Annotated in this window: 26 protein-coding genes; 15 read left to right on the forward strand and 11 right to left on the reverse strand. The window is 68.4% G+C overall.

From position 1 onward, the window contains the following. Positions 1–20 precede the first annotated feature (20 nt). Entirely contained in the window at positions 21–710 is a 690-nt protein-coding gene (locus tag DFP85_RS09810) for a glutathione binding-like protein (protein ID WP_133636101.1), read from the forward strand. 184 nt (positions 711–894) lie between these two features. Further along, positions 895–1,251 carry a phasin family protein gene (locus tag DFP85_RS09815; protein WP_133636102.1) on the forward strand — a complete coding sequence of 119 codons (357 nt, stop codon included), beginning with the start codon at positions 895–897 and terminating at the stop codon, positions 1,249–1,251. Positions 1,252–1,355: 104 nt separating this feature from the next. Here the strand turns inward: DFP85_RS09815 and DFP85_RS09820 are convergent, their stop codons facing one another. After that, positions 1,356–1,979 carry a phosphoribosyltransferase gene (locus DFP85_RS09820; protein ID WP_133636103.1) on the reverse strand — a complete coding sequence of 208 codons (624 nt, stop codon included), beginning with the start codon at positions 1,977–1,979 and terminating at the stop codon, positions 1,356–1,358. Between the two features lie 248 nt (positions 1,980–2,227). Between DFP85_RS09820 and DFP85_RS09825 the strand changes: the two genes are divergently transcribed. Beyond that, positions 2,228–3,088 (forward strand): hypothetical protein, encoded by an 861-nt coding sequence (locus DFP85_RS09825; protein WP_243737259.1) that lies wholly within the window; start codon positions 2,228–2,230, stop codon positions 3,086–3,088. 172 nt (positions 3,089–3,260) lie between these two features. Continuing rightward, a complete protein-coding gene (locus tag DFP85_RS09830; protein WP_133636104.1) occupies positions 3,261–4,724 on the forward strand; it encodes a uracil-xanthine permease family protein in 1,464 nt (487 codons plus the stop codon). A gap of 168 nt (positions 4,725–4,892) precedes the next feature. On the opposite strand, the gene uraD is transcribed toward DFP85_RS09830, so the two are convergent. Next, positions 4,893–5,417 (reverse strand): 2-oxo-4-hydroxy-4-carboxy-5-ureidoimidazoline decarboxylase, encoded by a 525-nt coding sequence (gene uraD / locus DFP85_RS09835; RefSeq protein ID WP_133636105.1) that lies wholly within the window; start codon positions 5,415–5,417, stop codon positions 4,893–4,895. Positions 5,418–5,643: 226 nt separating this feature from the next. Here uraD and uraH point away from each other — a divergent pair, with 226 nt between their 5' ends. From uraH to DFP85_RS09850, 3 genes are all read left to right on the forward strand, one after another. After that, positions 5,644–5,997: a hydroxyisourate hydrolase gene (gene uraH / locus DFP85_RS09840; RefSeq protein WP_133636106.1), complete on the forward strand. Its 354-nt coding sequence runs from the start codon at positions 5,644–5,646 to the stop codon at positions 5,995–5,997. Between the two features lie 51 nt (positions 5,998–6,048). Beyond that, positions 6,049–7,251, forward strand: a complete 1,203-nt coding sequence (locus tag DFP85_RS09845) for a urate hydroxylase PuuD (protein ID WP_133636107.1) — start codon at positions 6,049–6,051, stop codon at positions 7,249–7,251. Positions 7,252–7,331: 80 nt separating this feature from the next. Beyond that, positions 7,332–8,063 carry a GntR family transcriptional regulator gene (locus DFP85_RS09850; RefSeq protein ID WP_133636108.1) on the forward strand — a complete coding sequence of 244 codons (732 nt, stop codon included), beginning with the start codon at positions 7,332–7,334 and terminating at the stop codon, positions 8,061–8,063. Between the two features lie 7 nt (positions 8,064–8,070). Here the strand turns inward: DFP85_RS09850 and DFP85_RS09855 are convergent, their stop codons facing one another. From DFP85_RS09855 to DFP85_RS09895, 9 genes are all read right to left on the reverse strand, one after another. Then, complete coding sequence (locus DFP85_RS09855) at positions 8,071–8,949, reverse strand: SMP-30/gluconolactonase/LRE family protein (protein WP_133636109.1); 879 nt, start codon at positions 8,947–8,949, stop codon at positions 8,071–8,073. After that, positions 8,946–9,560 (reverse strand): 2-dehydro-3-deoxy-6-phosphogalactonate aldolase, encoded by a 615-nt coding sequence (locus DFP85_RS09860; RefSeq protein WP_133636110.1) that lies wholly within the window; start codon positions 9,558–9,560, stop codon positions 8,946–8,948. The genes DFP85_RS09855 and DFP85_RS09860 overlap by 4 nt, the downstream gene beginning before the upstream one ends. A 3-nt stretch (positions 9,561–9,563) precedes the next feature. After that, entirely contained in the window at positions 9,564–10,583 is a 1,020-nt protein-coding gene (locus DFP85_RS09865; protein WP_133636111.1) for a 2-dehydro-3-deoxygalactonokinase, read from the reverse strand. Further along, complete coding sequence (locus DFP85_RS09870; RefSeq protein ID WP_133636112.1) at positions 10,580–11,338, reverse strand: SDR family NAD(P)-dependent oxidoreductase; 759 nt, start codon at positions 11,336–11,338, stop codon at positions 10,580–10,582. The genes DFP85_RS09865 and DFP85_RS09870 overlap by 4 nt, the downstream gene beginning before the upstream one ends. A gap of 50 nt (positions 11,339–11,388) precedes the next feature. After that, positions 11,389–12,537, reverse strand: a complete 1,149-nt coding sequence (dgoD, locus tag DFP85_RS09875; protein WP_133636113.1) for a galactonate dehydratase — start codon at positions 12,535–12,537, stop codon at positions 11,389–11,391. Continuing rightward, the gene (locus DFP85_RS09880) at positions 12,534–13,283 is read right to left on the reverse strand and encodes a FadR/GntR family transcriptional regulator (protein WP_341776971.1); all 750 of its coding nucleotides are present in this window, start codon (positions 13,281–13,283) and stop codon (positions 12,534–12,536) included. The genes dgoD and DFP85_RS09880 overlap by 4 nt, the downstream gene beginning before the upstream one ends. A gap of 157 nt (positions 13,284–13,440) precedes the next feature. Beyond that, on the reverse strand, positions 13,441–14,898 hold the full coding sequence (locus tag DFP85_RS09885) for an NCS1 family nucleobase:cation symporter-1 (RefSeq protein WP_133636115.1): 1,458 nt from the start codon (positions 14,896–14,898) through the stop codon (positions 13,441–13,443). A 66-nt stretch (positions 14,899–14,964) separates the two neighbouring features. Then, positions 14,965–16,338, reverse strand: a complete 1,374-nt coding sequence (locus DFP85_RS09890) for an NCS1 family transporter (protein ID WP_133636116.1) — start codon at positions 16,336–16,338, stop codon at positions 14,965–14,967. Between the two features lie 143 nt (positions 16,339–16,481). Continuing rightward, a complete protein-coding gene (locus DFP85_RS09895) occupies positions 16,482–17,228 on the reverse strand; it encodes an aspartate/glutamate racemase family protein (RefSeq protein ID WP_133636117.1) in 747 nt (248 codons plus the stop codon). A 405-nt stretch (positions 17,229–17,633) separates the two neighbouring features. Here DFP85_RS09895 and puuE point away from each other — a divergent pair, with 405 nt between their 5' ends. From puuE to DFP85_RS19090, 8 genes are all read left to right on the forward strand, one after another. Next, complete coding sequence (puuE, locus tag DFP85_RS09900; RefSeq protein WP_133636118.1) at positions 17,634–18,572, forward strand: allantoinase PuuE; 939 nt, start codon at positions 17,634–17,636, stop codon at positions 18,570–18,572. A 215-nt stretch (positions 18,573–18,787) separates the two neighbouring features. After that, positions 18,788–19,621, forward strand: coding sequence for a bifunctional allantoicase/(S)-ureidoglycine aminohydrolase (locus DFP85_RS09905; protein WP_133636119.1), 834 nt, complete (start codon positions 18,788–18,790; stop codon positions 19,619–19,621). A gap of 151 nt (positions 19,622–19,772) precedes the next feature. After that, the gene (locus DFP85_RS09910; RefSeq protein WP_133636120.1) at positions 19,773–20,258 is read left to right on the forward strand and encodes an ureidoglycolate lyase; all 486 of its coding nucleotides are present in this window, start codon (positions 19,773–19,775) and stop codon (positions 20,256–20,258) included. Positions 20,259–20,447: 189 nt separating this feature from the next. Further along, a complete protein-coding gene (gcl, locus tag DFP85_RS09915) occupies positions 20,448–22,223 on the forward strand; it encodes a glyoxylate carboligase (RefSeq protein WP_133636121.1) in 1,776 nt (591 codons plus the stop codon). Between the two features lie 50 nt (positions 22,224–22,273). Then, positions 22,274–23,050 (forward strand): hydroxypyruvate isomerase, encoded by a 777-nt coding sequence (gene hyi, locus DFP85_RS09920; RefSeq protein WP_133636122.1) that lies wholly within the window; start codon positions 22,274–22,276, stop codon positions 23,048–23,050. 39 nt (positions 23,051–23,089) lie between these two features. After that, on the forward strand, positions 23,090–23,977 hold the full coding sequence (locus DFP85_RS09925; RefSeq protein WP_133636123.1) for a 2-hydroxy-3-oxopropionate reductase: 888 nt from the start codon (positions 23,090–23,092) through the stop codon (positions 23,975–23,977). A 199-nt stretch (positions 23,978–24,176) separates the two neighbouring features. Next, a complete protein-coding gene (locus tag DFP85_RS09930) occupies positions 24,177–25,532 on the forward strand; it encodes a glycerate kinase type-2 family protein (RefSeq protein ID WP_133636124.1) in 1,356 nt (451 codons plus the stop codon). Next, a partial coding sequence (locus DFP85_RS19090) for a pyruvate kinase (protein ID WP_243737260.1) occupies positions 25,529–25,650 on the forward strand: 122 nt, incomplete at its 3' end. The genes DFP85_RS09930 and DFP85_RS19090, both read left to right, overlap by 4 nt.

Here is a 25,650-nt window from a genome sequence, read left to right on the forward strand (position 1 = left end):
AGGGCCCGAGGAGCAGAACCTTGATCGACCTCTACTACTGGACGACGCCCAACGGGCACAAGGTCTCGATCTTCCTGGAGGAGGCGGGACTCGAGTATGTCGTCAAGCCGGTCAATATCGGCCGTGGCGAGCAGTTTGCCGAGGCGTTCCTCGAGATCGCCCCCAACAACCGCATCCCGGCCATCGTCGACCGGGCGCCGGCGGACGGCGGCCAGCCCCTGGGGCTGTTCGAGTCGGGGGCGATCCTCGAGTACCTGGCCGACAAGACCGGCCGCTTCCTGCCCGCTGCCGGGCGCGAGCGCTATGTGGTACTGCAGTGGCTCTACTGGCAGATGGGCGGGCTGGGGCCCATGGCCGGTCAGGCCCATCATTTCCGCCACTATGCGCCGCAGACCATTGACTACGCCGTCGAACGCTATGTCCGGGAGACCGCCCGTCTCTACGGCGTGCTGGACCGACGCCTGCAGGACCACGACTACCTGGGGGGCGACGCCTACTCCATTGCCGACATGGCGACCTACCCCTGGGTGAGATCCTGGGAGAGGCAGGGCCAGGACATCGAGGCGTTTCCCGAGGTAGTGCGCTGGATGCGGGCCATCGAGGCACGCCCCGCGGTGCAGCGGGCCTATGCGCTGGTCGAGCGGGTCAACCCGAGCAGCGGGGTGGAGATGGACGAGGAGGCCCGCCGCCACCTGTTCGGCGAGCACTGAACGCCATGCTCTCGCCCCTCCCCACGACGCCCGGCCCCGGCCGGGCGTCATGGTTCATGGCCGACGGCGCGGCGGAAGGCCTGCAATTCCCGCTGCATGTTGCACTGCACAAAAAGGCCTGCTATGTTGCATTGCAACACGGGGTGACAGGCCCCCGGAGTCCCACCACAGATGGAGGTGTTTCATGAGCAAGGCAACCACCCAGCAGGCCACCGAACAGTTCGAGTCCATGTTCGTGGCACCCGCACGCAGCTTCGGCGCCCTCAACCTCGACTACACCGAGAAGCTGGTCGCCGCCCAGTTCGACGCGGTGCGCGCCCTGACCGACATGGGCCTGGCCCAGGCCCGCGGCTGGCTGGACGTGCGTGACGCCGACAGCCTGAAGTCTGTCGTGGTGTCCCAGCAGAAGGCCAGCCAGGACGTGGGCGAGCGCCTGCGCGGCGACGCCGAGAAGATCATGAGCCTGAGCCAGGAGTACGTCCAGAAGAGCCAGAAGCTCGCCGAGGACGGCATCAAGGCGGCCACCACGGCAGCCAAGTAAGCTCCCTGGCCATCGAGCATGGCAAGCGCCGGCCCCGGCCGGCTTTCACGGGCCGTCACCCTCGGGTGGCGCCCGTGTTCTTTTTTGCGGGCCCGCTGCCCGCCTCAGCCGTGCTCGCTGCCCAGCAGCGCGATGACCTCCTCGTCCTCCACCTGCCCGAAGTCGGCGAAGAACTGCCCCACGGCCCTGAAGTTCCAGGGCGTCTCCAGGCAGACCACCTCGTCGGCCAGCGCCTCGAGCCGTGCCACCGTATCCGGCGGCGCCGCCCCCATGGCGGCGATCAGCTTCTGCGGACCCCGTGATCTCAGGGTGCTCAGCGCCGCGGCCATGGTGGCGCCGGTGGCGCTGCCGTCATCCACCACCACCACGATGCGCCCCTTCGGGTCGATGGGGGCGCGCACCGGCGTGTAGCGGCGGCGGCGCTCCTCGAGCAGGGCGCGCTGCCGCTCCGTCTCGCGGGTCACCGCCTCCTCGCGGTAGTGCCGCGCCGCCTCCTCCAGCGCCACGCTGCCATCCTCGCTGACCGCGCCGATGGCATATTCGGGATTCCCCGGCGCCCCCAGCTTGCGCACCAGCACCACGTCCAGGTCGCCCTCCAGGGCGTCGGCGATCAGCCGTCCCATGGGCACAGCACCCCGCGGGATGGCCAGGATCAGCGGATCGTGCCCCCTCAGGTGGGAGAGGCGTCGCGCGAGGCGCTCGGCGGCATCGAGTCGATCACGGAACATGACGGTGCTCCTCGTAGGGAAGGCGTGTCTCCAGTGTAGGCCGCCCCGTACGCGGTGCGAAACGCTCGTCCGGCGCGGATGTCGGCCTTGCCCGATCCCTGATGTATTTAATGGAAAATATTTCCGGTATACAAAATGTTTGTGTAGTGTAAGACATGAAGCCGGGCCGAGTGTCGACCAGGCATCGCCGGCCACGCCGGCCCGGCAGGACCGTCTCGCGACAACACCAACAACCGGAGATGCTTCCCATGCTCGATCGTCCCTTCCGCCAGGCCGCCGCCGGCATGGCGCTGCTGGCCACCCTCGCGACCGGGGCGGCCCAGGCGGCCGACTGGAGCGATACCGCCATCGGCTATCGCTACGGCACCCAGTTCCACGAGCCCGGCAATCCCGATCGGGTGGCAAAGCACGTCCTGCAGGTCACCCATGCCAGCGGCTATTCACTGGGCCAGAACTTCCTCAACCTCGACCTTCTGCAGTCGGATAGTGCCGACCCGGCCAGCGGCAGCAGCGGCGCCACCGAGGCCTACCTGGTCTACCGTCACCAGCTCCACGCCGGCAAGCTCCTCGCATCGCCGATCGCCTTCGGCCCGGTCAGGGACATGGCCCTGACGGCCGGCATCGACCTCAATACCAAGAACACGGCCTTCGCCCCACGCAAGCGCCAGCTGCTGGTGGGGCCGACCCTCAAGTTCGACGTGCCGCGCGGCTTCGTCGACCTGAGCCTCTTCTACAGCCGTGAGTGGAACCACTGTGGCCTCGACGCCTGTGGCCCGCCCGGCAACCGTAACAGCCTCGCCTTCGACCCCTATTACCAGCTCAACCTGGCCTGGGGGCTGCCGTTCGAGGCGGGCGCGCTGCCGATGAAGTTCCAGGGCTTCTTCAACCTCAACGGCGAGAAGGGCGACGACTATTTCGGGGCGGCTACCGAGGCCGAGCAGCTGATGCGCTCCAGCCTGATGCTGGACGTGGGGCGGCTGGCCGGGGGTGGCGAGAACACCCTCTGGGTCGGCGCCGGCTACGAGTATTGGCGCAACAAGTTCGGCAACCACGGCAAGCCGGGTGTGGACACCGATGCCCTGATGGTCCAGCTGGAGTGGCACCTCTAGCACGAGCGGCGATCACGGGGCCCCGTCCGACTGACGGCGGGCGGGAGCCGCGGGCCAGGCCCGACCATGACGGCGTACGACTTTGTGAGTAAGCGCATTCCAAAGTGTGCGACAGTGTGCCAGGGTCTCTTGTATACAAACGATGGCGATAATAACAGCAGTGGTCTTACCCATGCAGACAAGCCCCAACAACACCTCGATCTTCGATTTCCACGGCAAGCCACCGCTGGCCAAGGCCTTGCCGATCTCCCTCCAGCATGTCCTCGCCATGGTGGCCGGCGTCATCACGCCGCCCATCATCATCGCCGGCGTGGTGGGCGCCACACCCGCCGAGAAGCTGCTGCTGATCCAGATCGCCGTGCTGGCCTCCGGGGTCTGCACGCTCTTCCACCTCTACGGGATCTGGAAGTTCGGCGCGCGCCTGCCTGCCATCTTCGGGGTGGGCTTCGCCTATGTGCCGACGCTGATCGCCGTGGGCGGGCAGTTCGGCATCGAGGGCATCATCGGCGCCCAGCTGGTCGGCGGCATCACCATGATGGTGGTGGGCTACTTCATCCAGTACATCCGACACCTCTTCCCGCCGGTGGTGGCGGGGACCGTGGTACTGGTGATCGGCCTGTCGCTCTACGACATCGCCATCCGCTACATGGCCGGCAGCGGCAACGTCGAGGCGCCCGGATTCGGGGCGCCCATCAACTGGGCCGTCGCCCTGGTCACGCTGCTCACGGTACTGGTCGCCTCCCAGTTCGGCAGGGGGGTGGTCAAGCTGTCGGCCATCATGGTCGGCATCCTGGTGGGCTACCTGCTCTCGCTGGCCCTGGGCATGGTCAGCTTCGACTCCGTGGTCGAGGCGAAGTGGGTCGCGGTGCCGGAGGTGATGCCCTTCGAGATGGAGTTCCATGCCGCGGCCATCGTCTCCATGGTGGTGATCTGCGTGATCAACTCCGTGCAGACCATCGGCGACCTCTCCGCCACCACCGTGGGCGGCATGAACCGGGAACTGAGGACGAAGGAGCTGACCGGCGGGCTGCTGGGCAACGGCCTGACCACGGCCGCGAGTGCCTTCTTCGGGGCCCTGCCGACTTCCACCTTCAGCCAGAACGTCGGCATCGTGGCGATGACCAAGGTGATCAGCCGCTACGTGCTGGCCATCGCCGGCCTGTTCATGATCCTGGCCGGCCTGAGCCCCAAGTTCGGCGCCATCATGACCACCATTCCCTACCCGGTGCTGGGCGGGGCCACCATCATCGTCTTCGGGATGATCACCATGACCGGCATCCAGCTGCTCATCAAGGATGAGCTATCGGCCCGCAACATGACGATCGTGGGGCTGGCGCTGGCGCTGAGCCTGGGCATCGCCCAGGTGCCGGCGGCGATCGAGCAGTTCCCGGCGATGCTCAAGAACCTGATCGGCGGGGCGCCCATCGTGGTGGCCGCCATCACCGCCTTCGTGCTCAATATCGTGCTGCCCCGCACCTCGCTGGCCGACGAGGCCCGGGAGCGCGAGGCGATCGCCAGGGCGGATGCCGAGGCCGCCGGCCAGGGCGAGGCTGGCCCGCATGCCGGGAAGGTGGAGGCTGACGAGCGGCAAGGCGCCGGGGCCGGCCGTGCCGCGGGGGTCGCGCGGGGCGGCTGACCCGGGCGCCGCCCCATGTGCCCTGCCGGGTGGGGAAAGCCCCGCCCGGCAAGCCTGCAAGCGAGCAGCCGATATCTCGGCTGCTCGCTTGCGTCAGGGAGCGTCGCAGACGGCCCCGTTTCGGGGCCGCCGGGAGATGTCGGCTCCCTCGTGTCGGGCGAGCCGCTCTCAGCCGAGACGGGCGTCCAGGCGGAAGCGGGCGATGCGGTTGATCTGCTCGATGGCGGTGCGGCGCTCCTCGGCCGGGTCGTTGGGCAGGCGCGCCTCGAAGGCGGCGAGGATGGCATGGCGGTCGCTGCCCTTGACGGCCATCACGAAGGGAAAGCCGAACTTTTCCTTGTAGGCGGCGTTGAGGCGCTCGAAGCGGGCCAGCTCCTCCGGCGTGCACTGGTCGAGGCCGGCGCCGGCCTGCTCGCGGGTGGAGTCGTCGGTCAGCTCGCCGGCCACCGCCGCCTTGCCGGCGAGGTCCGGGTGGGCACGGATCACCTCGAGCTGGCGTTCGGGGCTCGCCTCGCGCAGCACGCTCCCCATCACCTCGGCCAGCCCCTCTGGCGTGTCCTCGGCGGGCGAGAGGCCGCGCTGCCAGGCGAGCTCGGCGACCCAGGGGGAGTGTTCGTAGATATCCCCGTAGTGGGCCACGAAGGCCTGCTGGTCCAGCTGGCTGGGGGGCGGGGTGAGGATCTTGTCGGTCATCCTGGGGCTCCTCTGCTTGGTGTGGCGGCCTGGTGGCGCACGGTGGCGGCCAGGCCGTGGCGGGGCGGTCGAGGGATCTCGAGGCTCCTGCCATAAAGTGTATACAAAAAAATTTTGAAATGTACCCCAATAAAGGCTAAAACTGTCTTCACTAAGGATCTGATGAGGCCTGCCCGCCCAGGGCGGCGCCAGGCAGCGACCCACCCGACACGCAAAGGAGAACCCCATGGGATACCTGACCACACATGTGCTGGACACCGCCCAGGGCCGCCCCGGCCAGGGCATTCGCATCGAGGTCTTCCGCCTCGAGGGCGAGACCCGCACTCGGCTCAAGGCGGTCGTCACCAATGATGACGGGCGCTGCGATGCCCCCCTCCTGGAGGGCGACGACTTCGCCACCGGCGAGTACGAGCTGCTCTTCCATGCCGGCGACTACCTGCGCGCCCAGGGCGTCGAGGCCGATGAACCGCGCTTCCTCGACGTGATCCCGCTGCGCTTCGGCGTGGCCGATGCCGGCCAGCACTACCATGTGCCGCTGCTGCTCTCGCCCTATGGCTACTCCACCTACCGCGGAAGCTGAGGGGCGCCCCCTCCCGATACGCCCATAACAAGACGCTTGACGAGGCCCCCCATGCAAGCCTACCTGCTGGATTTCACCAACTTCATGCTGCGCTGGCTGCACGTCATCGCGGCCGTCGCCTGGATCGGCGAGTCGATCTACTTCGTGATGCTGGACAACAGCCTGCGCAAACCCAAGGCCGCCGAGGATCGGGAGAAGGGCGTCTTCGGCGAGATGTGGGCGGTGCATGGCGGCGGCTTCTACCACAACCAGAAGTACGCCAGCGCCCCCGACAAGCTGCCCGAGGACCTGCACTGGTCGTTCTGGAAAGCCTATACCACCTGGCTCACCGGCTTCTGCCTGTTCGTGATCCTCTACATGGTCAACCCGAGCTTCTACCTGGTGAACCCGGGCAGCGACTGGGACTGGGCGGCGAACATGAGCGGCTGGCAGGCCAATGGGGTGGCGCTGGCCTTCCTGCTGGCCGGCTGGGTGGTCTACAACGAGCTGTGCAAGCGCATCAGCCCCGACATGCAGCGCGACGGCCTGCTGAGCATCGCCGTGGCGGTGATGATGGTGGTGGTGGCCTATCTGAGCAGCCAGATCTTCTCGGGGCGTGCCGCCTTCCTGCTCACCGGTGCGGTGATGGCCACCGCCATGTCGGCCAACGTCTTCTTCTGGATCATCCCCGGCCAGCGCCGCATGGTGAAGGCGATGAAGGCCGGCGAGACGCCGAATCCCCTGGACGGCAAGCGCGGCAAGCAGCGCTCGGTGCACAACACCTACTTCACCCTGCCTGTGGTGCTGCTGATGATCAGCAACCACTACTCCTTTGCCTACTCCCATGAGCTGGCCTGGGTGATCATGTCGCTGTTCATCTTCGCCGGCGCGCTGATCCGTCAGTACTTCGTGCTGATGCATGCCGGCCAGAAGCGCCCGGCCTATCCGGCGGCCGGGGTGGCCCTGCTCCTGGTGGCGTTCTGGATCGCGGCACCCGCCGGCGGCGGCCAGGCCAATGCCACGGCCGCGGTAGCGCCCGACCTCGATGAGGTGCACGCGATCGTCGAGTCGCGCTGCGTGGCCTGTCATTCCCGCGAGCCGAGCCAGCCGGGCTTCACCGCGCCGCCGGCCGGCATGGCCTATGACACGCCTGAGCAGCTCAGGGCCCAGCGGTCGAAGGTCAAGGAAGTGGTGGCGAGCGGCTACATGCCGCTGGGTAACATGACCGGGATGACCGACGAGGAGCGTGCGGTCATCGCCGCCTGGGAGGAGTGAACCGGCTGGTCGCCGGCAGGCCGGCGATATGTATACAATGATCGCGCATGCCGGAGATGACCAGGGGAGGAGGGGACTCGATGAACCAGCGCCAGACGGTTGCCGAACGCGGCGGCGCGGGCCGACCGGGCAAGAATGGGGACGGTGCCGAGCGCCACGAGGAGATCCACCGCTCGATCAGCGACGCCATCATCGAACACCGCCTGCGGCCCGGGGCGCGCCTGCGCGAGGACGCCCTGGCCGAGGTCTTCGGCATCAGCCGAACCGGCATCCGCAAGATCCTCCAGCGCCTGGCCCTGGAGCAGCTGGTGACGCTGACGCCGCGCCGCGGCGCCAGCGTGACCCGGCCCACGGCCGACGAGGCCAAGGACGTGTTCGATGCCCGGCAGATGGTCGAGTGCGGCCTGATGCCGGAGGTCGCCCGGCGCATCACCGAGGAGGACCTGCGCGAGCTTCGCGACATGGCCCGGCGCGAGCGCCAGGCCCTGAAGTCCGGCGAGCAGAGCACGGCGATCCGGCTGTCGGCGGACTTCCATGCCCGCCTGGCGCGCATCTCCGGCAATGCCACCCTGGCCGACTTCGTCGAGCGGCTCTGCTCGCGCTCCTCGCTGATCCTCGCCGTCTACGGCAACCCCGGCCACCTGGGCTGCGAGTCCCACGACCACGACGACCTGATCGGCCACCTGGAGGCCGGCAACGGGGAGCGCGCCCAGGCCTTCATGGGCCGCCACCTCAAGGCGATCGAGGCCTCCCTCTCCATCGTCGAGGAGGCGGCGGAGGCGCCGGACCTCCACCGGATCTTCTCCGACTGAGGCCGCCTCAGGCCAGCCGCAGCGTCGGCTCGGCGAGGCCCGCCACCCCGGGATCGGCGACCAGGAGGTGCCCGGCGTCGGGCTCCTCCCGGCGCCGGGCCGGGTCCATGCCCTCCCGCGCGGTGGTGATGTAGAGCCGCTCGAGGCGCTCCCCGCCGAAGGCCGGGCAGGAGGGCTGCGAAGTCGGCAGCGCGATGGCGTCCACCTCGCGGCCCATCGGGTCCAGGCGTACCACCCGGCCGGCGCCCCACAGGGCGAGCCACAGGTGCCCCTCGGCGTCGACCACGGCGCCGTCGGGATTGCCGGGGGCGGCCGAGAAGTCGGCCCAGGGAACCGGTTCGCCCTCGGGCCAGCCCTCGCGGTCCAGCGCCCAGCGCATCACCATCCCGCTCGGGGTATCGGTGAACCAGGCGGCCTCGCCCCCGGGGGAGAAGCAGATCGCGTTGGGAATGGTCAGGCCCGTGCGCAGTCGGGTGAGCTCGCCGCGATGGAGGCGGTAGAGGCTGCCGGCACCGGGCTCGGCGCCCTTGCCCATGCTGGAGAGCCAGAGGCTGCCGTGGCGGTCGACCCGGGCGTCGTTGCTGCGTGTAAGCGAGTTGTCGGCCTCGAAGTCGCAAAGTTTCCGGGCGTGACCGCCCTGCGGATCGAAGCGAACGAGACGATCCTCGCCCACCAGCAGCAGGCCGCCGTCCTCGAGCGGGGCGGCCAGCGAGACCATCCGGTCGAGCTCATGATGCCCCGTGGCGCCGGAGGCCGGCGCCAGCCAGTGCAGCCGGCGGCCGAGGATATCGCACCAGTACAGGCGCTGACTGGCGGCGTGCCACTGGGGGCCCTCGCCCAGTTCGCAGCCGCAGGCGACCGCCACTTCGGCTGTCATGCCGCTCATAAGGCGTCCCCGTCGGCCGCGCGCCAGGCGGCGACCAGCGACCTGGCCCGTTCGGCCACCTCGCCGGCAGTGAGACCGGGGGTGTAGAGCGCGCTGCCCAGGCCGGCGCCGTCGATGCCGCCGGCCCGCCAGTCGGCGAAGTTGCCCACCCCGATGCCCCCCACCGCGTAGAGCCGGGTGCCCGGTGGCAGCACGGCGCGCATGGCCCGCATGCCCTCGATGCCGACCTGTACCGCCGGGAACAGCTTCAGCCCGGTGGCACCGGCGTCCAGGGCGTCGAAGGCCTCGGACGGGGTCACCACGCCGGGCCAGGATTCCATGACCAGGTGGCGGCTCTCCTCGATCACCGCCGTGCGGCAGTTGGGGGAGACGACCAGGCGTCCGCCGGCAGCGAAGACGTCGCGCACCTGGCCCGGGGTCAGCACGGTGCCGGCGCCGATCAGGGCCCGGTCACCCAGGGCGTCGGCGAGCCGGCGGATGCTCTCCAGCGGGTCGGGGGAGTTGAGTGGCACCTCGATGCGCTCGATGCCGGCGGCGAGAAGTGCCTCGCCGACCTCGACGGCCTCGTGGGGAGAGATGCCGCGCAGGATGCCGATCAGGGGAAGGGACATGGATCAGGGCTCCGGTCGCGTGTCAGGGGTGTTGGCGTCATGGGGCAGGGTGGCGTGGGCCAGCCCGAGGCCGGCCAGCACCGCGGCCTCGCCGTCAAGGCGGCGGAAGTCGATGCCCAGCACCTCCAGGGCCAGGGCATAGCGGTGGCAGAGCGTCTCGGCGCCGATCAGGGTGACGCGCTCGCCCTCGGTCAGCATCGCCCGGGCGCCGGCCAGCTCCAGGCCGATCACCAAGCCCGAGAGGCGGGCCGCCAGCCGCGCGCCGCGAGCCTGGCCCGTCGGCAGGCCGCCGTCCAGCAGGTCCTGGGCGCGCAGGCCGAACAGCCGGGTGGAGAAGGCCTCGGGGGCGGTCGCCACCTCCTGCACCGCCGCCTCGAAGGCTTCGCGGCAGCCGGGCTCGGCCAGGTCGTCCTCGCCTGGCCCGTGATGCAGGGAGTGCCGGAGCACCGACTGCCCGGCCAGCAGGCCATAGAGCTCGCCGGTGAGGAAGGTGGCGAAGCGCGTGACCGCGCCGGCCTCCAGCCGCGCCCACTTGGCATGGGTGCCGGGCAGGCAGACGTGCCCGGAGACCTCGCCTTCGCGAGCGGCCAGGCCGGCGAGCTGGGTCTCCTCACCGCGCATCACATCGAAGCGGCGGCCGGCGTCATCGGGGTACTGGCAGAGTCCCGGCAGCAGCGCGACGTCCAGGCGCGGGTCCTCGACGGCGGGCCTGACCACGCCCCAGGCCAGGTCGTCCAGCCGTGTCGGCACCGGCAGGTAGGCGGCCTCCCGCCAGCCCTGGCGGGCACCCGCCATGCCGCAGACCCGCACCGGCACGCGGCCGTCGGCGGGCAGCCAGTCGCCGATCGTGGCCAGCAGGGTGGCCTCGTAGTCATCGGGCGCAAGCGAGAGCATGCCGCGCTCGGCGCCGGCGCGGGCCAGCACCTGCCCGTCGTCCGCCAGGGCCCAGGCGCGCAGGTTGCTCGACCCCCAGTCCACGGCGACCCAGGCCAGGCGCTCGGCGATCCCCGTGGCCTGGCTCATGCCCGGCCCCCGTCGATGATCAGCTCCTGGCCGGTCATCATCCGCGAGGCCTTGGAGGCCAGGAACAGGCAGGGACCGATCATGTCCTCCACCGGAATCGCCTCCTTGAGGCACTGCTGCGCCAGGCACTCCTGGAGGTCGGCGTCGTTGACCCACAGTGCCTTCTGGCGTTCGGTCATTACCCAGCCGGGGATCAGGCAGTTGACGCGGATGGCATCGCCGCCGAGCTCCCGGGCCAGCGCCCGGGTCAGGCCCAGGATGCCGGCCTTGGCGGTGACATAGGTCGGGTAGCCGGACAGGCCCAGGTGAACGCTGTTGGACGACAGGTTGATGATGGCGCCGCCGCCCAGTGCGCGCATGTCCGGCGCGACCTCTTGCGCGGTGAAGAACTGCGGGCGCAGGTTGGTGGCGATGGAATCGTCCCACTCCTCGACGCTCCACTCCGCCAGCGAGTGGCGGGTGTCCCGTGCGGCGTTGTTGACCAGCACGCCGATCGGGCCATGGGCCTCGCGGGCCCGGGCGACGGCGGCCTTGAGCGCCGCCACGTCGCGGATATCGCACTCGATGAACAGCGGCCGGTTGGCGTACTTCGCCTCCATGGCGTCGCAGAACTCGCTGGCGTCAGTGAGGCCGACGAAGGCCACCCTTGCGCCCTGGGCCAGGAAGCCCTCGGTCAGCGCCGCGCCGATGCCCGAGCCGCCGCCGGTGATAAAGACGCTGGTGCCGTCCAGATCCTTGAACTGCATATCGTTCATGTCAAAACCCATAGGTGTCTCCTCACTCCTCACGCTTCAAACTTCTCGCCTCACCATTCGGCGATTGAACCGTCTGTATGCGTCCACACCGGGTTGCGCCAGCGGTGGCCGACCTGCGCGCGTTCCTCGACGAAGGCCTCGTCGATCTCCACGCCGAGTCCCGGTCCCTGGGGGATGGCGCAGAAGCCCTCCTCGATGGCCAGTGCCGACTTGTCGACCAGGTAGTCGAGCACGTCGTTGTCGCGGTTGTAGTGGATGCCCATGCTCTGCTCCTGGATGAAGGCGTTGTGGCATACCGCATCCAGCTGCAGCGAGGTGGCAAGCGTCAGCGGGCCGAGCGGGCAGTGCGGGGCGAGCGCCACGTCATGGGCCGAGGCCAGGGCGGCGATCTTCAGCCCCTCGCTGATGCCGCCGCAATGGGAGAGGTCGGGCTGGACGATATCGATCATGCCGTCGGCGAGCAGGTCGCGGAACTCGAAGCGGGTGTGCAGCCGCTCGCCGGTGGCCAGCGGATAGCCCAGGCCGCCAGCGATCTGCTTGAGGCAGGGCAGGTGCTCGGGGGCCACCGGCTCCTCGACGAACATCGGGTGGAAGGGCTCCAGCTCGCGCAGCAGCGCCTTGGCCATGGGACGGTGCACCCGGCCGTGGAAGTCGATGCCGATGCCCACGTCCGGCCCCACGGCGTCGCGGGCCTCGGCCACCCGGGCCACCGCTTCGTCGACCTTGCGGTGGCTGTCGACGATCTGCAGCTCCGGGGTGCCGTTCATCTTGAAGGCGGTGAAGCCCTGCTCGACCAGCGCTCGGGCGCCGGCGCCCACGTCATCGGGGCGGTCGCCGCCGGTCCAGGCGTACATGCGCATGCGGTCGCGCACCGCGCCGCCCAGCAGCTGGTGCACCGGCACGCCCAGGTCGCGTCCCTTGAGGTCCCACAGCGCCTGGTCGATGCCGGCGATGGCGCTCATCAGGATCGGCCCGCCGCGATAGAAGCCGGCGCGATAGAGGGTATTCCACAGGTGCTCGATGCGGTGCGGGTCCTGGCCGACCAGGTAGTCGGCGAGCTCATGGACGGCCGCCTCGACGGTGGCGGCGCGGCCCTCGATGACCGGCTCGCCCCAGCCGTAGCAGCCCTCGTCGGTCTCGATCTTGAGGAACAGCCAGCGCGGCGGTACCTGCCAGGTCTTGAGTCGGGTGATCTTCATGCGGGGTGTCCTTCGGTAGGGAGAGGGGAGTCGGGGAGCAGTCCCAGGTCCGTCGCCGTGCGCTCGAGCACCGCCCGGGCCGCCCGGCGAGCGGTCTCCGGCTGACGCAGGCGGATCGCCTCCATCACCCGGCGATGGCGCTCGAGGCTGTCCTCCAGGGAGTCTGCCTGGTGCTGGGAGTGTTGGATCAGCGCGATGATGGAGGGGCGCAGCAGGTGGCCCATCTGGCGCCACACCAGGTTGTGGGTGGCCTGGTAGATGCCGTCATGAAAGGCCACGTCGTGCTCGGCGTGCTGCTGGTGCAGGCCGGTGCCGGCGGTATCGCGCATGCCCGCGAAGGCATTCTCCAGGCGCGCCAGGTCACGGCCATCCGCCGACAGGGCGGCCAGCTCGGCCACCTGAGGCTCCGCGGAGAGGCGGAAGGCATGGATCTCGCGGACCAGCCGCGGGTCGGGATCGGCCAGCCCGGCCAGCCAGTCGCTCATCAGGGGATCGAGCAGGTGCCAGTCGGTGACCTCGCGTACCCGGCTGCCGCGCCCCGCAGTGCGCTCAACCAGCCCGGTGGCGACCAGGCTGGCCAGGGCGTTGCGCACCCGGTTGCGACTCACGGAGAAGCGTTCGCAGAGGTCCTTCTCCCGCGGGAAGGCGCTCCCGGCCGGCGGCTGCCCCGAGAGGATGGCGCGAGCCAGGACCGCCGCCAGCGCCGGGGCGCCACCATCGGCGGGTAAGACAAGGTCGTCGAGCATCATCGGTTCCAATGGAATATCTGACCTTATAGTAAGTAATGTCAGACATTTTGCAAGGGGGCAGGTTGCCGGGACAGGCATCCAACGTCGAACGGAAGAGTGCAAAGGACGCGCCCCGGACCAAGGCCCGGGGCGCGTCGTGAGGGACGGGCACGTCTCAGGTGCCGCTGGTGAGGGCGACCGGCCGTTGGCTCAGCATCAGGCCGTAGTAGAAGAGCCCGCCCAGGGCGGCCCCCATCATCCAGCCGTAGCCGTCGAGGCCGGAGAGCGCCGGCACCAGCACGGTGGAAATCGAGAAGAGGGCGGCGCCGCCGAAGGCCAGCAGTGCGCGCCGGTTCCAGCCCTTGACGTAGTAGTAGGCGCCGCCCGGTGCCGAGGAGAACAGCTCCTGCATGTCCAGGTGCTGGCGCTTCACCAGGTAGTAGTCCACCACGATGATCCCATAGAAGGGGGCGACGACCGCGCCCAGGGCATTGACGAACCCGGGCACGCCGATCTGGCTGATCAGCGAGACCCAGAGGGCGCCGACAAAGAAGGCCAGCACGGCGGTGATCAGGCCTCCCACCTTGAAGCTGATCCTGCTCGGGAAGAGGTTGGCCAGGTCGTAGGCCGGGGGGATGAAGTTGGCCACCAGGTTGATGCCCACGGTGGCGGCGAAGAAGGTCAGCGCCGCGACGATGGTCAGCGGCAGGGAATCGACCCGCTCGACGATGTCCGCCGGGTTGGTCAGGGCGTCACCGAACAACACCAGGGTGCCGGCGGTGATGATCAGGGCAATGAACGAGAAGAAGGCGACGTTGAGCGGCAGCCCGAGCAGGTTGCCAAGCTTCATCTGGCGCTCGGTCTTCACGAAGCGCGTGAAGTCGCCGAAGTTGATCACTACCGCGGCGAAGTAGGCAACCATGGTGCCGACGATGGCGAGGAAGGCGCCTACGGCGCTGCCGGAGCGTTCGGTATCGGCGCTGAAGATGGTGCTCACCGCGGGCAGCAGGTCGCTGCCGGCCTGGAACCACACCACGATCATCAGCACCACCATCACCACATAGACCAGCGGGCCGGCCCAGTTGAGGAAGTGCTTGATGCGCTCGATGCCTTGCCAGAAGATCGCGATCTGGAACAGCCAGACGATCACGAAGGAGATCCAGGCCACGGCGGAGAGGCCCAGGAAGGTGCTGCCGTCGCCGGTTCCGACGAAGGCGGTGATCAGCAGGGCAACGGCAGTGGAGGCGAAGTAGGTCTGCACGCCGTACCAGAAGATGCCGATGATGGCCCGCAGCATCGCCGGCAGGTTGGCACCGCGCACCCCCATGCTGGCGCGCACCATCACCGGGAAGGGAATGCCGTACTTCACGCTGAGCTTGCCGGTCAGGTTGACCAGGTACATCACGATCACGCCGGCAAGGATGATGGCGGCCATCACCGCCCAGCCGTTCAGCCCGTAGGTCAGGAACAGCGAGGCCGCCAGGGTGTAGCCGAACAGGCTCTGGATGTCGTTGGACCAGACGTTGAAGATCTCGAAGGCGCCCCAGCTCCGCTCGCTGGGCTTGAGCGGCGCCAGGTCCTCGTTGTGCAGCGTCGGGTCGATCGTCTGGATGTCCAGTTCGCTCTCTTTCATCGCGGTCACCATTGTCATTGTTGCCCGGGCGGCTCGACCGGATGTGGTCGAGCCGCCGTGCCCTGCTTACTGGCAGAAGCGCTGGCAGGGGGCCCAGTGCTTCATCAGCAGGAAGTAGGTGAGGCCGGCCGGGATCAGGCTGGCGTACCAGGAGATGGGGGAGAAGGTGAGGGCGGCGACGATGCCCACGGCGGTGGCGATCAGGGCGGCCATGTTCACGCCCCGGTAGGGGCCGTTCTCGTCGTACAGCTTGCCCAGGTCCAGGGTGCGGCGACGGATCAGGTAGTAGTCGACCACCAGGACGGCGAAGATCGGGCCGAGGAAGGCGGAGTAGGTCTGCACGAAGAGCTGCAGGCCGGCGGCGGAGTCGGGCTGCACCAGCTTCCAGGGGAAGGTGGCGAAGGCCAGCAGGCCGACCAGCACCGTGGCGGTGCGAAACTTCATCTTGAAGATGTCCATCAGCACATAGGTCGGCGGTACCACGTTGTTGAGTACGTTGGTGGTGACCTGGGCGAAGGCGATGAACAGCAGGGTGGTCATCAGCAGCGGGGTGTTGTCCACGGCATTGGCGAACACCTGGATGGGGTCGGCGACGCCGGTGGCCTCGGAGACCATGAAGCCGATCAGGCCCATGAACAGGGTGCAGGGCAGGATCGACATGGCGTAGATGGTGGTCAGCAGGCCCTGGCCGGTGCCGGTCTTGTGCTCGCGGGCATAGTCGCCGACGTTGAGCATCATGGTGCTGTAGATGCCCAGGAAGAGCATGGTCGCACCCCAGAAGGGCAGGCCCCAGGAGCCTTCCATGGTCAGCAGGTTGGCGGAGAGCACGTCGCCGTAGCGCACCACGGTGCTGTAGAACATGTAGACCAGCGAGGCGAGGATGAAGGCGCTGCCGATGTTCTCCAGCCACTTGATGCCCTGGAAGCCCATCACCGACAGGCCGATCTGCAGGAACTGGAAGGCGATGAAGAAGAACACCAGGTTGTCGAAGCCGAACAGCGTGGCCGAGACCATGTTCAGCGCGCCCGCGCCGATCCAGCTCTGGAAGCCGTACCACACCACCGCCGGCACGGCGCGGACCAGGCCCGGCAGCCGCGTCCCGGTGAAGCCGAAGGCGCTGCGCGCCTGCACCATGAAGGGGATGCCGTACTTGTAGCCGGCGGCGCCATTGACGGCCAGGGCGATGCCGATGACGAAGCAGCCGATGGCGATCGCCAGGGTCGCCTGGATCAGGTTCAGCGTGCCCACCACGCTGGAGCCCATGGTGAAGGTGCCGATGGAGACGCAGCCGCCGAACCAGGCCAGGAAGTAGGAGCCGCGCCCCATGATCCGGGTTCGCTGCGGGGCCAGCGACTCCTCGCCGGGGGCCTTGGTGCCGTGGTCGGCGACGGGGGAGGCGGCGATCCCCGCGGCCGTGCTGTCGGGAGTGGGATGACTCATGGTGATGTCCTCGCAAGTCGTTTCTGTGCTTGTGGTTGTCTTCCGGCAGGACGCTGCCGTGGAAGGCTTGCGGCGTGGCGTGCGCCTGTGGCGCGATGCGTTGTGGTTGTTCGTTACGGTTATCGATGCACGAAGCGTGCCGGTCAGCGCTCCGGCGTCAGCTGGGAGAAGCCTTCGAAGCGCCCCGTGAAGGGCTTGGGCCGGGGGAAGGCCAGGTCGCCATGCTTGCTGGTGCCAAGCCCCAGGCCGACCAGGGCCTCGGCCAGCTTGACGGCGGCGGTCACCCCCTCGACCACCGGCAGGCCGACCTCGCGGCTGATGGTGTCGGTGAGATCGGCCATGCCGCCGCAGCCCAGCACGATGGCGCCGATATTGTCCTCGTCGCGGGCCCGCCGGCACTCGTCGATGATCCTCACCAGGGCGGCATCGCCGTTCTCCTCCAGGTCGAGCACCGGGATCTCCGCGGCGCGCACCCGCCGGCAGTGGTGGGTGAAGCCGTACTGGTCGAGCAGGTGCTCGGCGATGATGCCGGTGCGCCCCAGGGTGGTGACGATGGAGAAGCGGGTGCTGACCAGGGTGGCCATGTGGAAGGCGGCTTCGGCGATACCGATCACCGGCGCCCGGGTCAGCTCGCGGGCGGCCAGCAGGCCGGGGTCGCCGAAACAGGCGATCACGTAGGCATCGGCGCCCTCGCGCTCCCCGGCCAGCACCTCCTCGAGCACGCCCACCGCACTGACGGCCTCGTCGAAGTGGCTCTCGATGGAGACTGGCCCATGGTCGGGATGGCGTGCGGAGACGCGGGTACCGGGTGAGGCGATGCGGCTCGCCGCCTCGCCGATCGTCGCCGTCATCTCGGCGCTGGTATTGGGGTTGATGACGCGGATGTGCATGGCGTGGGTTCTCCTGGGCTGTTTCGTGAACAAGATGGTTTGTCTTTGTACACAAAATAGCCTGCGCGAGCCCAGGCCGCAAGTCCGGATGGGTAGCGCCGCGATCGAAAATTTAAGTCTTAAAAATCATGTAGTTAATGGTTGATATATGTGAGGACCTCACATGTCGCCGGTATCCAGGCGCGGTATCTGATCACGGCTGGTGTGCGTGTGAAGGCATTTATAAGAGGTTTAAGTATACAAGATGCGAGAGTCGGCGCCTGGCTCGTGCGGATCATCGTTCCGGCCATCGGCGAGGGGTTGCGGATGACATGGGTACACTCTATCTTTGCATTGTATACACGATATGCGCCTTGCTCCGGCTCTTGTCGGAGAAGGGTGCCAGAACAACCAGGACGCTTCGCCATGACACACCTCCGCTCATCCGACTATCCCCGAGACCTGATCGGCTACGGCCGCACCCCACCACACGCCAACTGGCCGGGCGGGGCGAGGATCGCCGTGCAGTTCGTGCTCAACTACGAGGAAGGTGGCGAGAACTGCGTGCTGCATGGCGACGAGGGGTCCGAGCAGTTCCTCTCCGAGATCATCGGTGCCCCCGCCTTCCCCGATCGCCACCTGAGCATGGAGTCGATCTACGAGTACGGATCCCGGGCCGGGGTGTGGCGCATCCTGCGCGAGTTCGAGCGCCGCGGTCTGCCGCTCACCGTGTTCGGCGTGGCCATGGCCCTGGAGCGCCACCCGGAGGTGGCCCATGCCTTCAAGGAGCTGGGCCACGAGGTCGCCTGCCATGGCTATCGCTGGATCCATTACCAGGAAGTGCCGGAAGACGTCGAGCGTGAGCACCTGAAGAAGGCGATGGCGATCTTCCAGCGCCTCTATGGCGAGAAGCCGCTGGGCTGGTATACCGGTCGCGACAGCCCCAACACCCGCCGGCTGGTGCTCGACGAGGGCGGCTTCCTCTACGACAGCGACTACTACGGCGACGACCTGCCGTTCTGGACCCGCGAGGCGGACAGCCAGGGCGTCGAGCACGACCACTTGATCGTGCCCTACACCCTGGACAGCAACGACATGCGCTTCGCCGCCCCCCAGGGCTTCAATACCGCCGACCACTTCTTCACCTACCTGCGCGACGCCTTCGACGTGCTCTACGCGGAGGGCGAGGAGTCGCCGAAGATGCTCTCCATCGGCATGCACTGCCGCCTGCTGGGCCGTCCCGGGCGCTTCCGCGCCCTGCAGCGCTTCCTCGACCATATCGAGGCCCACGACCGGGTGTGGGTGGCGCGCCGCGTGGATATCGCCCGCCACTGGGCGGAGCAACACCCGGCGCCAGGTAGCTGACCCCTTGAACAGCCGTAACGCTCGAGGCTGATCCGGCGACAGGCTCCGGGGTGCCGGACCATCGAGGGGGCGCTGTGAACCCTTCCCTGGGCGCTACCGATGCCATCCATGGCATAGGACCCCCTCTTCAGCCTGTCCCCGGCGCCTCTCGCCCTGACCTTTGCGGGTCACTCGTACAAACCTGGGCTTCGGCCCCGAGTCTTTCAGGACACCCCATGAAACCACGTACCTACTACGCCCCCGCCGGCGGCCACCCGCCCCAGACCCAGCTGCTCTCCGACCGCGCGGTCTTCACCGAGGCCTATGCGGTGATCCCCAAGGGCGTCTTCGGCGACATCGTCACCAGCAACCTGCCGTTCTGGGAAAAGACCCGACTTTGGGTGCTGGCGCGCCCGCTCTCCGGCTTCGCCGAGACCTTCTCCCAGTACATCATGGAGGTCGCCCCCGGGGGCGGCAGCGAGCGTCCCGAACTCGATCCCGAGGCCGAGGGCGTGCTCTTCGTGGTAGAGGGCGAGATGATCCTGACCCTGGCCGGCGAGCGCCACCGCATGGTCCCCGGTGGCTACGCCTTCATCCCGCCGGGCAGTGACTGGCAGGTCAGGAACGCATCCGATGCCCCGGTGCGTTTCCACTGGGTGCGCAAGGCCTTCGAGCGGGTCGCGGGCATCGAGGTACCCGAGGCCTTCGTGGTCAACGAGAACGATATCGCGCCCAACGAGATGCCGGACACCGAGGGGCGCTGGGCGACCACGCGCTTCGTCGACCCGGCCGACGTGCGCCATGACATGCACGTCAACATCGTCACCTTCCAGCCCGGCGCGGTGATTCCCTTCGACGAGACCCACGTCATGGAGCACGGCCTCTATGTGCTGGAGGGCAAGGCGGTCTACCACCTCAACCAGGACTGGGTGGAGGTCGAGGCCGGCGACTTCATGTGGTTGCGCGCCTTCTGCCCCCAGGCCTGCTATGCCGGCGGCCCGGGCCCCTTCCGCTACCTGCTCTACAAGGACGTCAATCGCCACCCCAAGCTGCGCCTGGGTGGTCGCTGATAATCACGAGAGGGGCGCCGGGGACAGGTCTGGAGGGGGTCCTATGCCAGGGATGGCATCGGTAGCGCCCAGGGAGGGGTTCACAGCGCCCCCGAACAGGCCTGTCCCCGGGTAAGCCCCGATAGATGGCTGTTCTGGATTGGAGACTGACATGCTGGAACTGAAAGCCGAGCCGCTGACCGCCGACGCCTTCGCCCCCTTCGGCGATGTCATCGACGCCCGGGCGTCGGAGTGGTTTCCCATCAACGCCGGGAGGACCCGTCGCCACCACGACCTGGCGAGGGTCGAGACGCTGGGGGAGGAGGCGCGGACGCTGATCAGCATCTTCGTCAGCCAGCCGGTGGCGATGCCGCTGGAACTGGACTTCCTGGAGCGCCATCCGCTGGGCAGCCAGGCCTTCATGCCGCTCCATGAAGAAAGGTTTGTGGTGGTCGTCGCACCACCGGGAGATCGGATCGATCCCGCCGAGGTGCGCGCCTTCGTCACCGACGGCCGCCAGGGGGTCAACTACCATGCCGGCACCTGGCACGCCATCCAGTCGGTGCTCGAGCGGGAAGGGGAGTTCCTGGTGGTCGACCGCGGCGGCGAAGGTAACAACTGCGACGAGCATCCGGTGGCGGTTCGCGTGACCCTCTGACACACCGCCCTGGCGGGGAGGTGTGCTGCTTTTTTGATACCCAAGTCCTTGAGTGGGCTTGGGTATTTCTTTTGAATGGAAAATATGAAAATACTTTCCATAAAATATTGACGGCCTGCGGCGGGATGCCTAGTCTCTGTATACAGAAATATTTTTCAAAAATAACAACCCCTCACAGGAGGAAGCGTCATGACCCGCATGACAGCCGCTGAAGCCGCCGTTCACGTGCTCCGCAAGGAAGGCATCGATGTCGCCTTCGGGGTACCGGGTGCCGCCATCAACCCCTTCTATGCCGCGATGCGCAAGCTGGGTGGCATCGACCATGTCCTGGCCCGCCATGTCGAGGGGGCCTCGCACATGGCCGAGGGCTACACCCGCACCAGGGCCGGCAACATCGGGGTGTGCATCGGCACCTCCGGCCCCGCCGGCACCGACATGATCACCGGGCTCTACTCCGCCTCGGGCGACTCCATCCCGATCCTCTGCATCACCGGCCAGGCGCCCCGCGCCCGGCTGCACAAGGAGGACTTCCAGGCGGTGGACATCCAGGCGATCGCCGGGCCGGTCACCAAGTGGGCCGTCACGGTGCTCGAGCCGGCCCAGGTGCCGCGCGCCTTCCAGCACGCCTTCCAGCTGATGCGCTCCTCGCGCCCGGGGCCGGTGCTGATCGACCTGCCCATCGACGTGCAGATGAGCGAGATCGAGTTCGACCCGGACACCTACGAGCCGCTGCCGGCCTACAGGCCCGCCGCGACCCGGGCCCAGGCCGAGAAGGCCATCGCCATGCTCCAGGCGGCCGAGCGCCCACTTATCGTGGCCGGCGGCGGCATCATCAACGCCGATGCCTCGGACCGGCTGGTCGAGTTCGCCGAGCTCACCGGGGTGCCGGTGATCCCCACCCTGATGGGCTGGGGGGCGATCCCCGATGACCACGAGCTGATGGCCGGCATGGTGGGGCTGCAGACCTCCCACCGCTATGGCAACGCGACCCTGCTCGCCTCGGACTTCGTGATGGGCATCGGCAACCGCTGGGCCAACCGGCATACCGGCTCGGTGGAGACCTATACCCGCGGGCGTACCTTCGTCCATGTGGACATCGAGCCGACCCAGATCGGCCGGGTGTTCGGGCCCGACTACGGCATTGTCTCCGACGCCGGGGCGGCGCTCGACCTCTTCCTCGAGGTGGCCCGCGAGATGAAGGCCGCCGGCCGCTTGAAGAACCGCACGGCCTGGGCGGCGGAGTGCCAGGAGCGCAAGCGCACCCTGCTGCGCAAGACCCACTTCGACAACGTGCCGGTCAAGCCCCAGCGGGTCTACGAAGAGATGAACAAGGCCTTCGGCCCGAACACCCGCTACGTCAGCACCATCGGCCTGTCACAGATCGCCGGCGCCCAGTTCCTGCATGTTCACAAGCCGCGCCACTGGATCAACTGCGGCCAGGCCGGTCCCCTGGGCTGGACCATCCCGGCGGCGCTGGGCGTGCGGCGCGCCGACCCTGAGGCCGAGATCGTCGCGCTCTCCGGCGACTATGACTTCCAGTTCATGGTCGAGGAGCTGGCGGTCGGCGCCCAGTTCAAGCTGCCCTTCATCCACGTGCTGGTGAACAATGCCTACCTGGGGCTGATCCGCCAGGCCCAGCGCGGCTTCGACATGGACTACTGCGTGCAGCTCTCCTTCGAGAACGTCAATGCCGCCGAGCTGGGCGAGTACGGCGTCGACCACCTCGCCGTGGCCGAAGGGCTGGGCTGCAAGGCACTGCGCGTGACCCGGCCCGAGCAGATCGGCCCGGCCTTTGCCCAGGCCCGGGAGCTGATGGCCGAGAACCGGGTGCCGGTGGTGGTCGAGGTGATTCTCGAGCGGGTGACCAACATCGCCATGGGCACCGAGATCGACGCCATCAACGAGTTCGAGGAACTGGCCGAGGTCGTCGCCGATGCCCCCAGCGCCATCACTGCCACCGTCTGACCGCAGTTCGTCGAGTCACTATCCAGCAGGCAAGACGCAAGGAGTTCGATATGCCCAAGTTTGCCGCCAATCTCAGCATGCTGTTCACCGAGGAGGCGTTCCTCGACCGCTTCGCGGCCGCCGCCGATGCCGGCTTCCGGGGCGTGGAGTACCTCTTCCCCTACGAGTTCGAGGCCGCCGCGATCAGGCAGCGCCTCGATGACCATGGCCTGACCCAGGTGCTGTTCAACCTGCCGGCCGGCGACTGGGGGGCCGGCGAGCGTGGCATCGCCTGCCACCCGGATCGGGTGGAGGAGTTCCGCGCCGGTGTCGACCAGGCGATCGAGTATGCCCGCGTGCTGGGCAACACCCAGGTCAACTGCCTGGCCGGCATCAAGCCCGAGGGCGTCAGCGAGGCCGATGCCCACCGCACCCTGGTCGACAATCTGCGCTTCGCCGCCGAGAAGCTCGAGGCCGCCGGGATCCTGCTGATCGCCGAGCCGATCAACACCCGCGACATCCCGGGCTTCTTCCTCAACCACACTGAGCAGGCGCTGGCGATCTTCGACGAGGTGGGAAGCGACAACCTCAAGCTGCAGTACGACATCTACCACATGCAGATCATGGAGGGGGACCTGGCGCCGACCATCGAGAGGCACCTCGACCGCATCGCCCATGTGCAGATCGCCGACAATCCGGGGCGCCACGAGCCGGGCACCGGCGAGATCCACTATCCCTTCCTCTTCGCGCACCTCGATAGCCTGGGCTATACGGGCTGGATCGGCGCCGAGTACAAGCCGAGGGCGGGCACCCGGGAAGGCCTGGGCTGGCTGGACGCGACCCGGTAAACACCCTATCGACACCCCAATGACAACAGGAGAGAGACCATGAGCAAGATCGGATTTATTGGCCTCGGCATCATGGGCCGTCCCATGGCGGGCCACCTGCTGGACGCTGGCCATGAGCTGGTGACGGTCAAGCGTGGCACCCTCGATGCCACCCTCGCCGACAAGGGCATGCGCGAGGTGGAGACTCCCGCGGCCGTGGCCGCCGAGGCCGAGGTGATCATCACCATGGTGCCGGACACCCCCGACGTCGAGGAGGTGCTGTTCGGCGAGGGCGGCGTCACCGAGGGCCTCAGGCCCGGCACCCTGGTGATCGACATGAGCTCCATCGCCCCCCTGGCGACCCAGAACTTCGCCCGCTGCATCCACGAGGCCGGCGGCGAGTACGTCGACGCCCCGGTCTCCGGCGGCGAGGGGGGCGCCATCAACGCGGCGCTGACGATCATGGTGGGTGCCACCCAGGAGGGCTTCGAGCGCGCCCGGCCGATCCTCGAGGTGATGGGCAAGACCATCACCCACATCGGCGGCCATGGCGCCGGCCAGACCTGCAAGGTGGCCAACCAGATCGTGGTGGCGCTGACCATCGAGGCGGTGGCCGAGGGCCTGCTGTTCGCCTCCAAGGCCGGGGCCGACGTGGCCAAGGTGCGCGAGTCGCTGCTCGGCGGCCTGGCCCAGTCGAAGATCCTCGATGTCCATGGCGAGCGGATGATCAGCCGTTCCTTCGACCCGGGCTTCAAGGTCCGCCTGCACCAGAAGGACCTCAACCTGGCGCTGGACGGGGCTCGCAGCCTCAACCTGGCACTGCCCGGCACCGCCAATGCCCAGCAGTTGTTCCAGGCCTGTGCCGCCCATGGCGGCGCCGACTGGGACCATGCCGGTATCCTGCGGGCCCTGGAGGCGCTGGCCGACCACGAGGTGGGCCAGGAGTGAAGGGCTCGCGCCCCTGGACAGGTAGCGAGTTCTGCCCGCCGGCTCTCCCGAGCCGGCGGGCGACAGGGAGGTGACTGCTCCCTGACGGCAGGCGTCGGGTCGTCGCCTGCCGGATCGCCGACGGCGATCCTTGCCCGGTGGCGGGTTCCCCCTGAACTACCCCGCTCGTCACCGGGCCTTTTTCGTGAAGGAGAACCCCATGAATACCCTGACGCCGCTGGTCGCCCGCGACCCGGTCGAGACGCCGCGGGCCTGGCTCCGGCAGCTGTCCGAGCATGCGGTGGCGGCCGTTCATCCCGATGCCCTGCTGCCCGCCGTGCTGCCCGCGCCGCCGCGAGGCCGCACCGTGGTGGTGGGGGCCGGCAAGGCCGCCGCCGCCATGGCCGCGGCACTGGAGCGCGCCTGGCAGGCCCGCCAGCCCCAGGCGCCCCTCGAGGGCCTGGTGGTGACCCGTCATGGCCATGGTTTACAAGGCTATGGTGTACAAGACCAAGGCCCGCAAGGGCAGGTTGGCGACTGTCGCCGGGTCGAGGTCCTCGAGGCCTCCCATCCCATGCCCGATGACCTGAGCGAGCGGGCGGCCCGGCGCATGCTCGAGGCGGTGGCCGACCTGGGCGAGGACGACCTGGTCATCGCGCTGATCTCCGGCGGCGGCTCGGCGCTGATGAGCCTGCCGGCGCCGGGCATCACCCCGGCCGAGAAGCAGGCGATCAACCAGGCCCTGCTGCGCTGCGGCGCGCCGATCCGCGAGATCAATGCCGTGCGCCGCCACCTCTCCGCCATCAAGGGCGGCCGCCTGGCCGCGGCGGCCCACCCGGCCCGGGTGCTGACCTGGCTGATCTCCGACGTGCCCGGCGACGAGGCCTCGCTGGTGGCCTCGGGGCCGACCCTGCCGGACGCCACGACGCCTGCCGAGGCCCTGGCGATCCTCGAGCGCCACGGCATCGCGGTGCCCGCGGGGGTGCGCCGTCACCTGGCGGCCGATGCCCCGGCCCCGCATCCCGGGGAGCCGGCCTTCGCCCGCGACGCGAGCGTGATCCTTGCCCGGGCCCGGGATGCCCTCGAGGCGGCCCGTATCGCCGCCGAGGCCGCGGGTATCGAGGTGCGCCTGCTCGGCGACGACCTGGAAGGCGAGGCCCGGGAACTGGGACGCGCCCAGGGACGCCTCGCGCTCTCCGCCCAGCACGGACTCGAGAAGCCCCTGTTGATCCTCTCCGGGGGCGAGACCAGCGTCACCGTGCGGGGCGACGGCCGGGGCGGTCGCAATGTCGAGTACCTGCTGGGGCTGTTCGAGACCCTGCGCGGTGCCGAGGGTATCCATGCCCTGGCCATCGATACCGACGGCATCGATGGCTCCGAGGACAATGCCGGGGCACTGTTCTCGCCCGAGGACTGGACGCGTGCCCTGGCCCGGGGCCTTGACCCCGTCGATTATCTGTCACGCAATGATGCGTATACTTTCTTTGCGGCCCTCGATGACCTGATCGTCACCGGGCCGACGTGCACCAACGTCAACGATTTCCGTGCCATCCTGGTATTGCCGAGGACCCCATGACCCGACCCCTCCCCGTTCCGCCCCACACCCCCATCCGTCGCACCAAGATCGTCGCCACCCTGGGCCCGGCCAGCGACCGGGAGGGGGTCCTCGAGGCGATGCTCGAGGCCGGCGTCGA

The organism is Halomonas ventosae (assembly GCF_004363555.1).
GTDB classification, from domain to species: Bacteria; Pseudomonadota; Gammaproteobacteria; order Pseudomonadales; family Halomonadaceae; genus Halomonas; species Halomonas ventosae.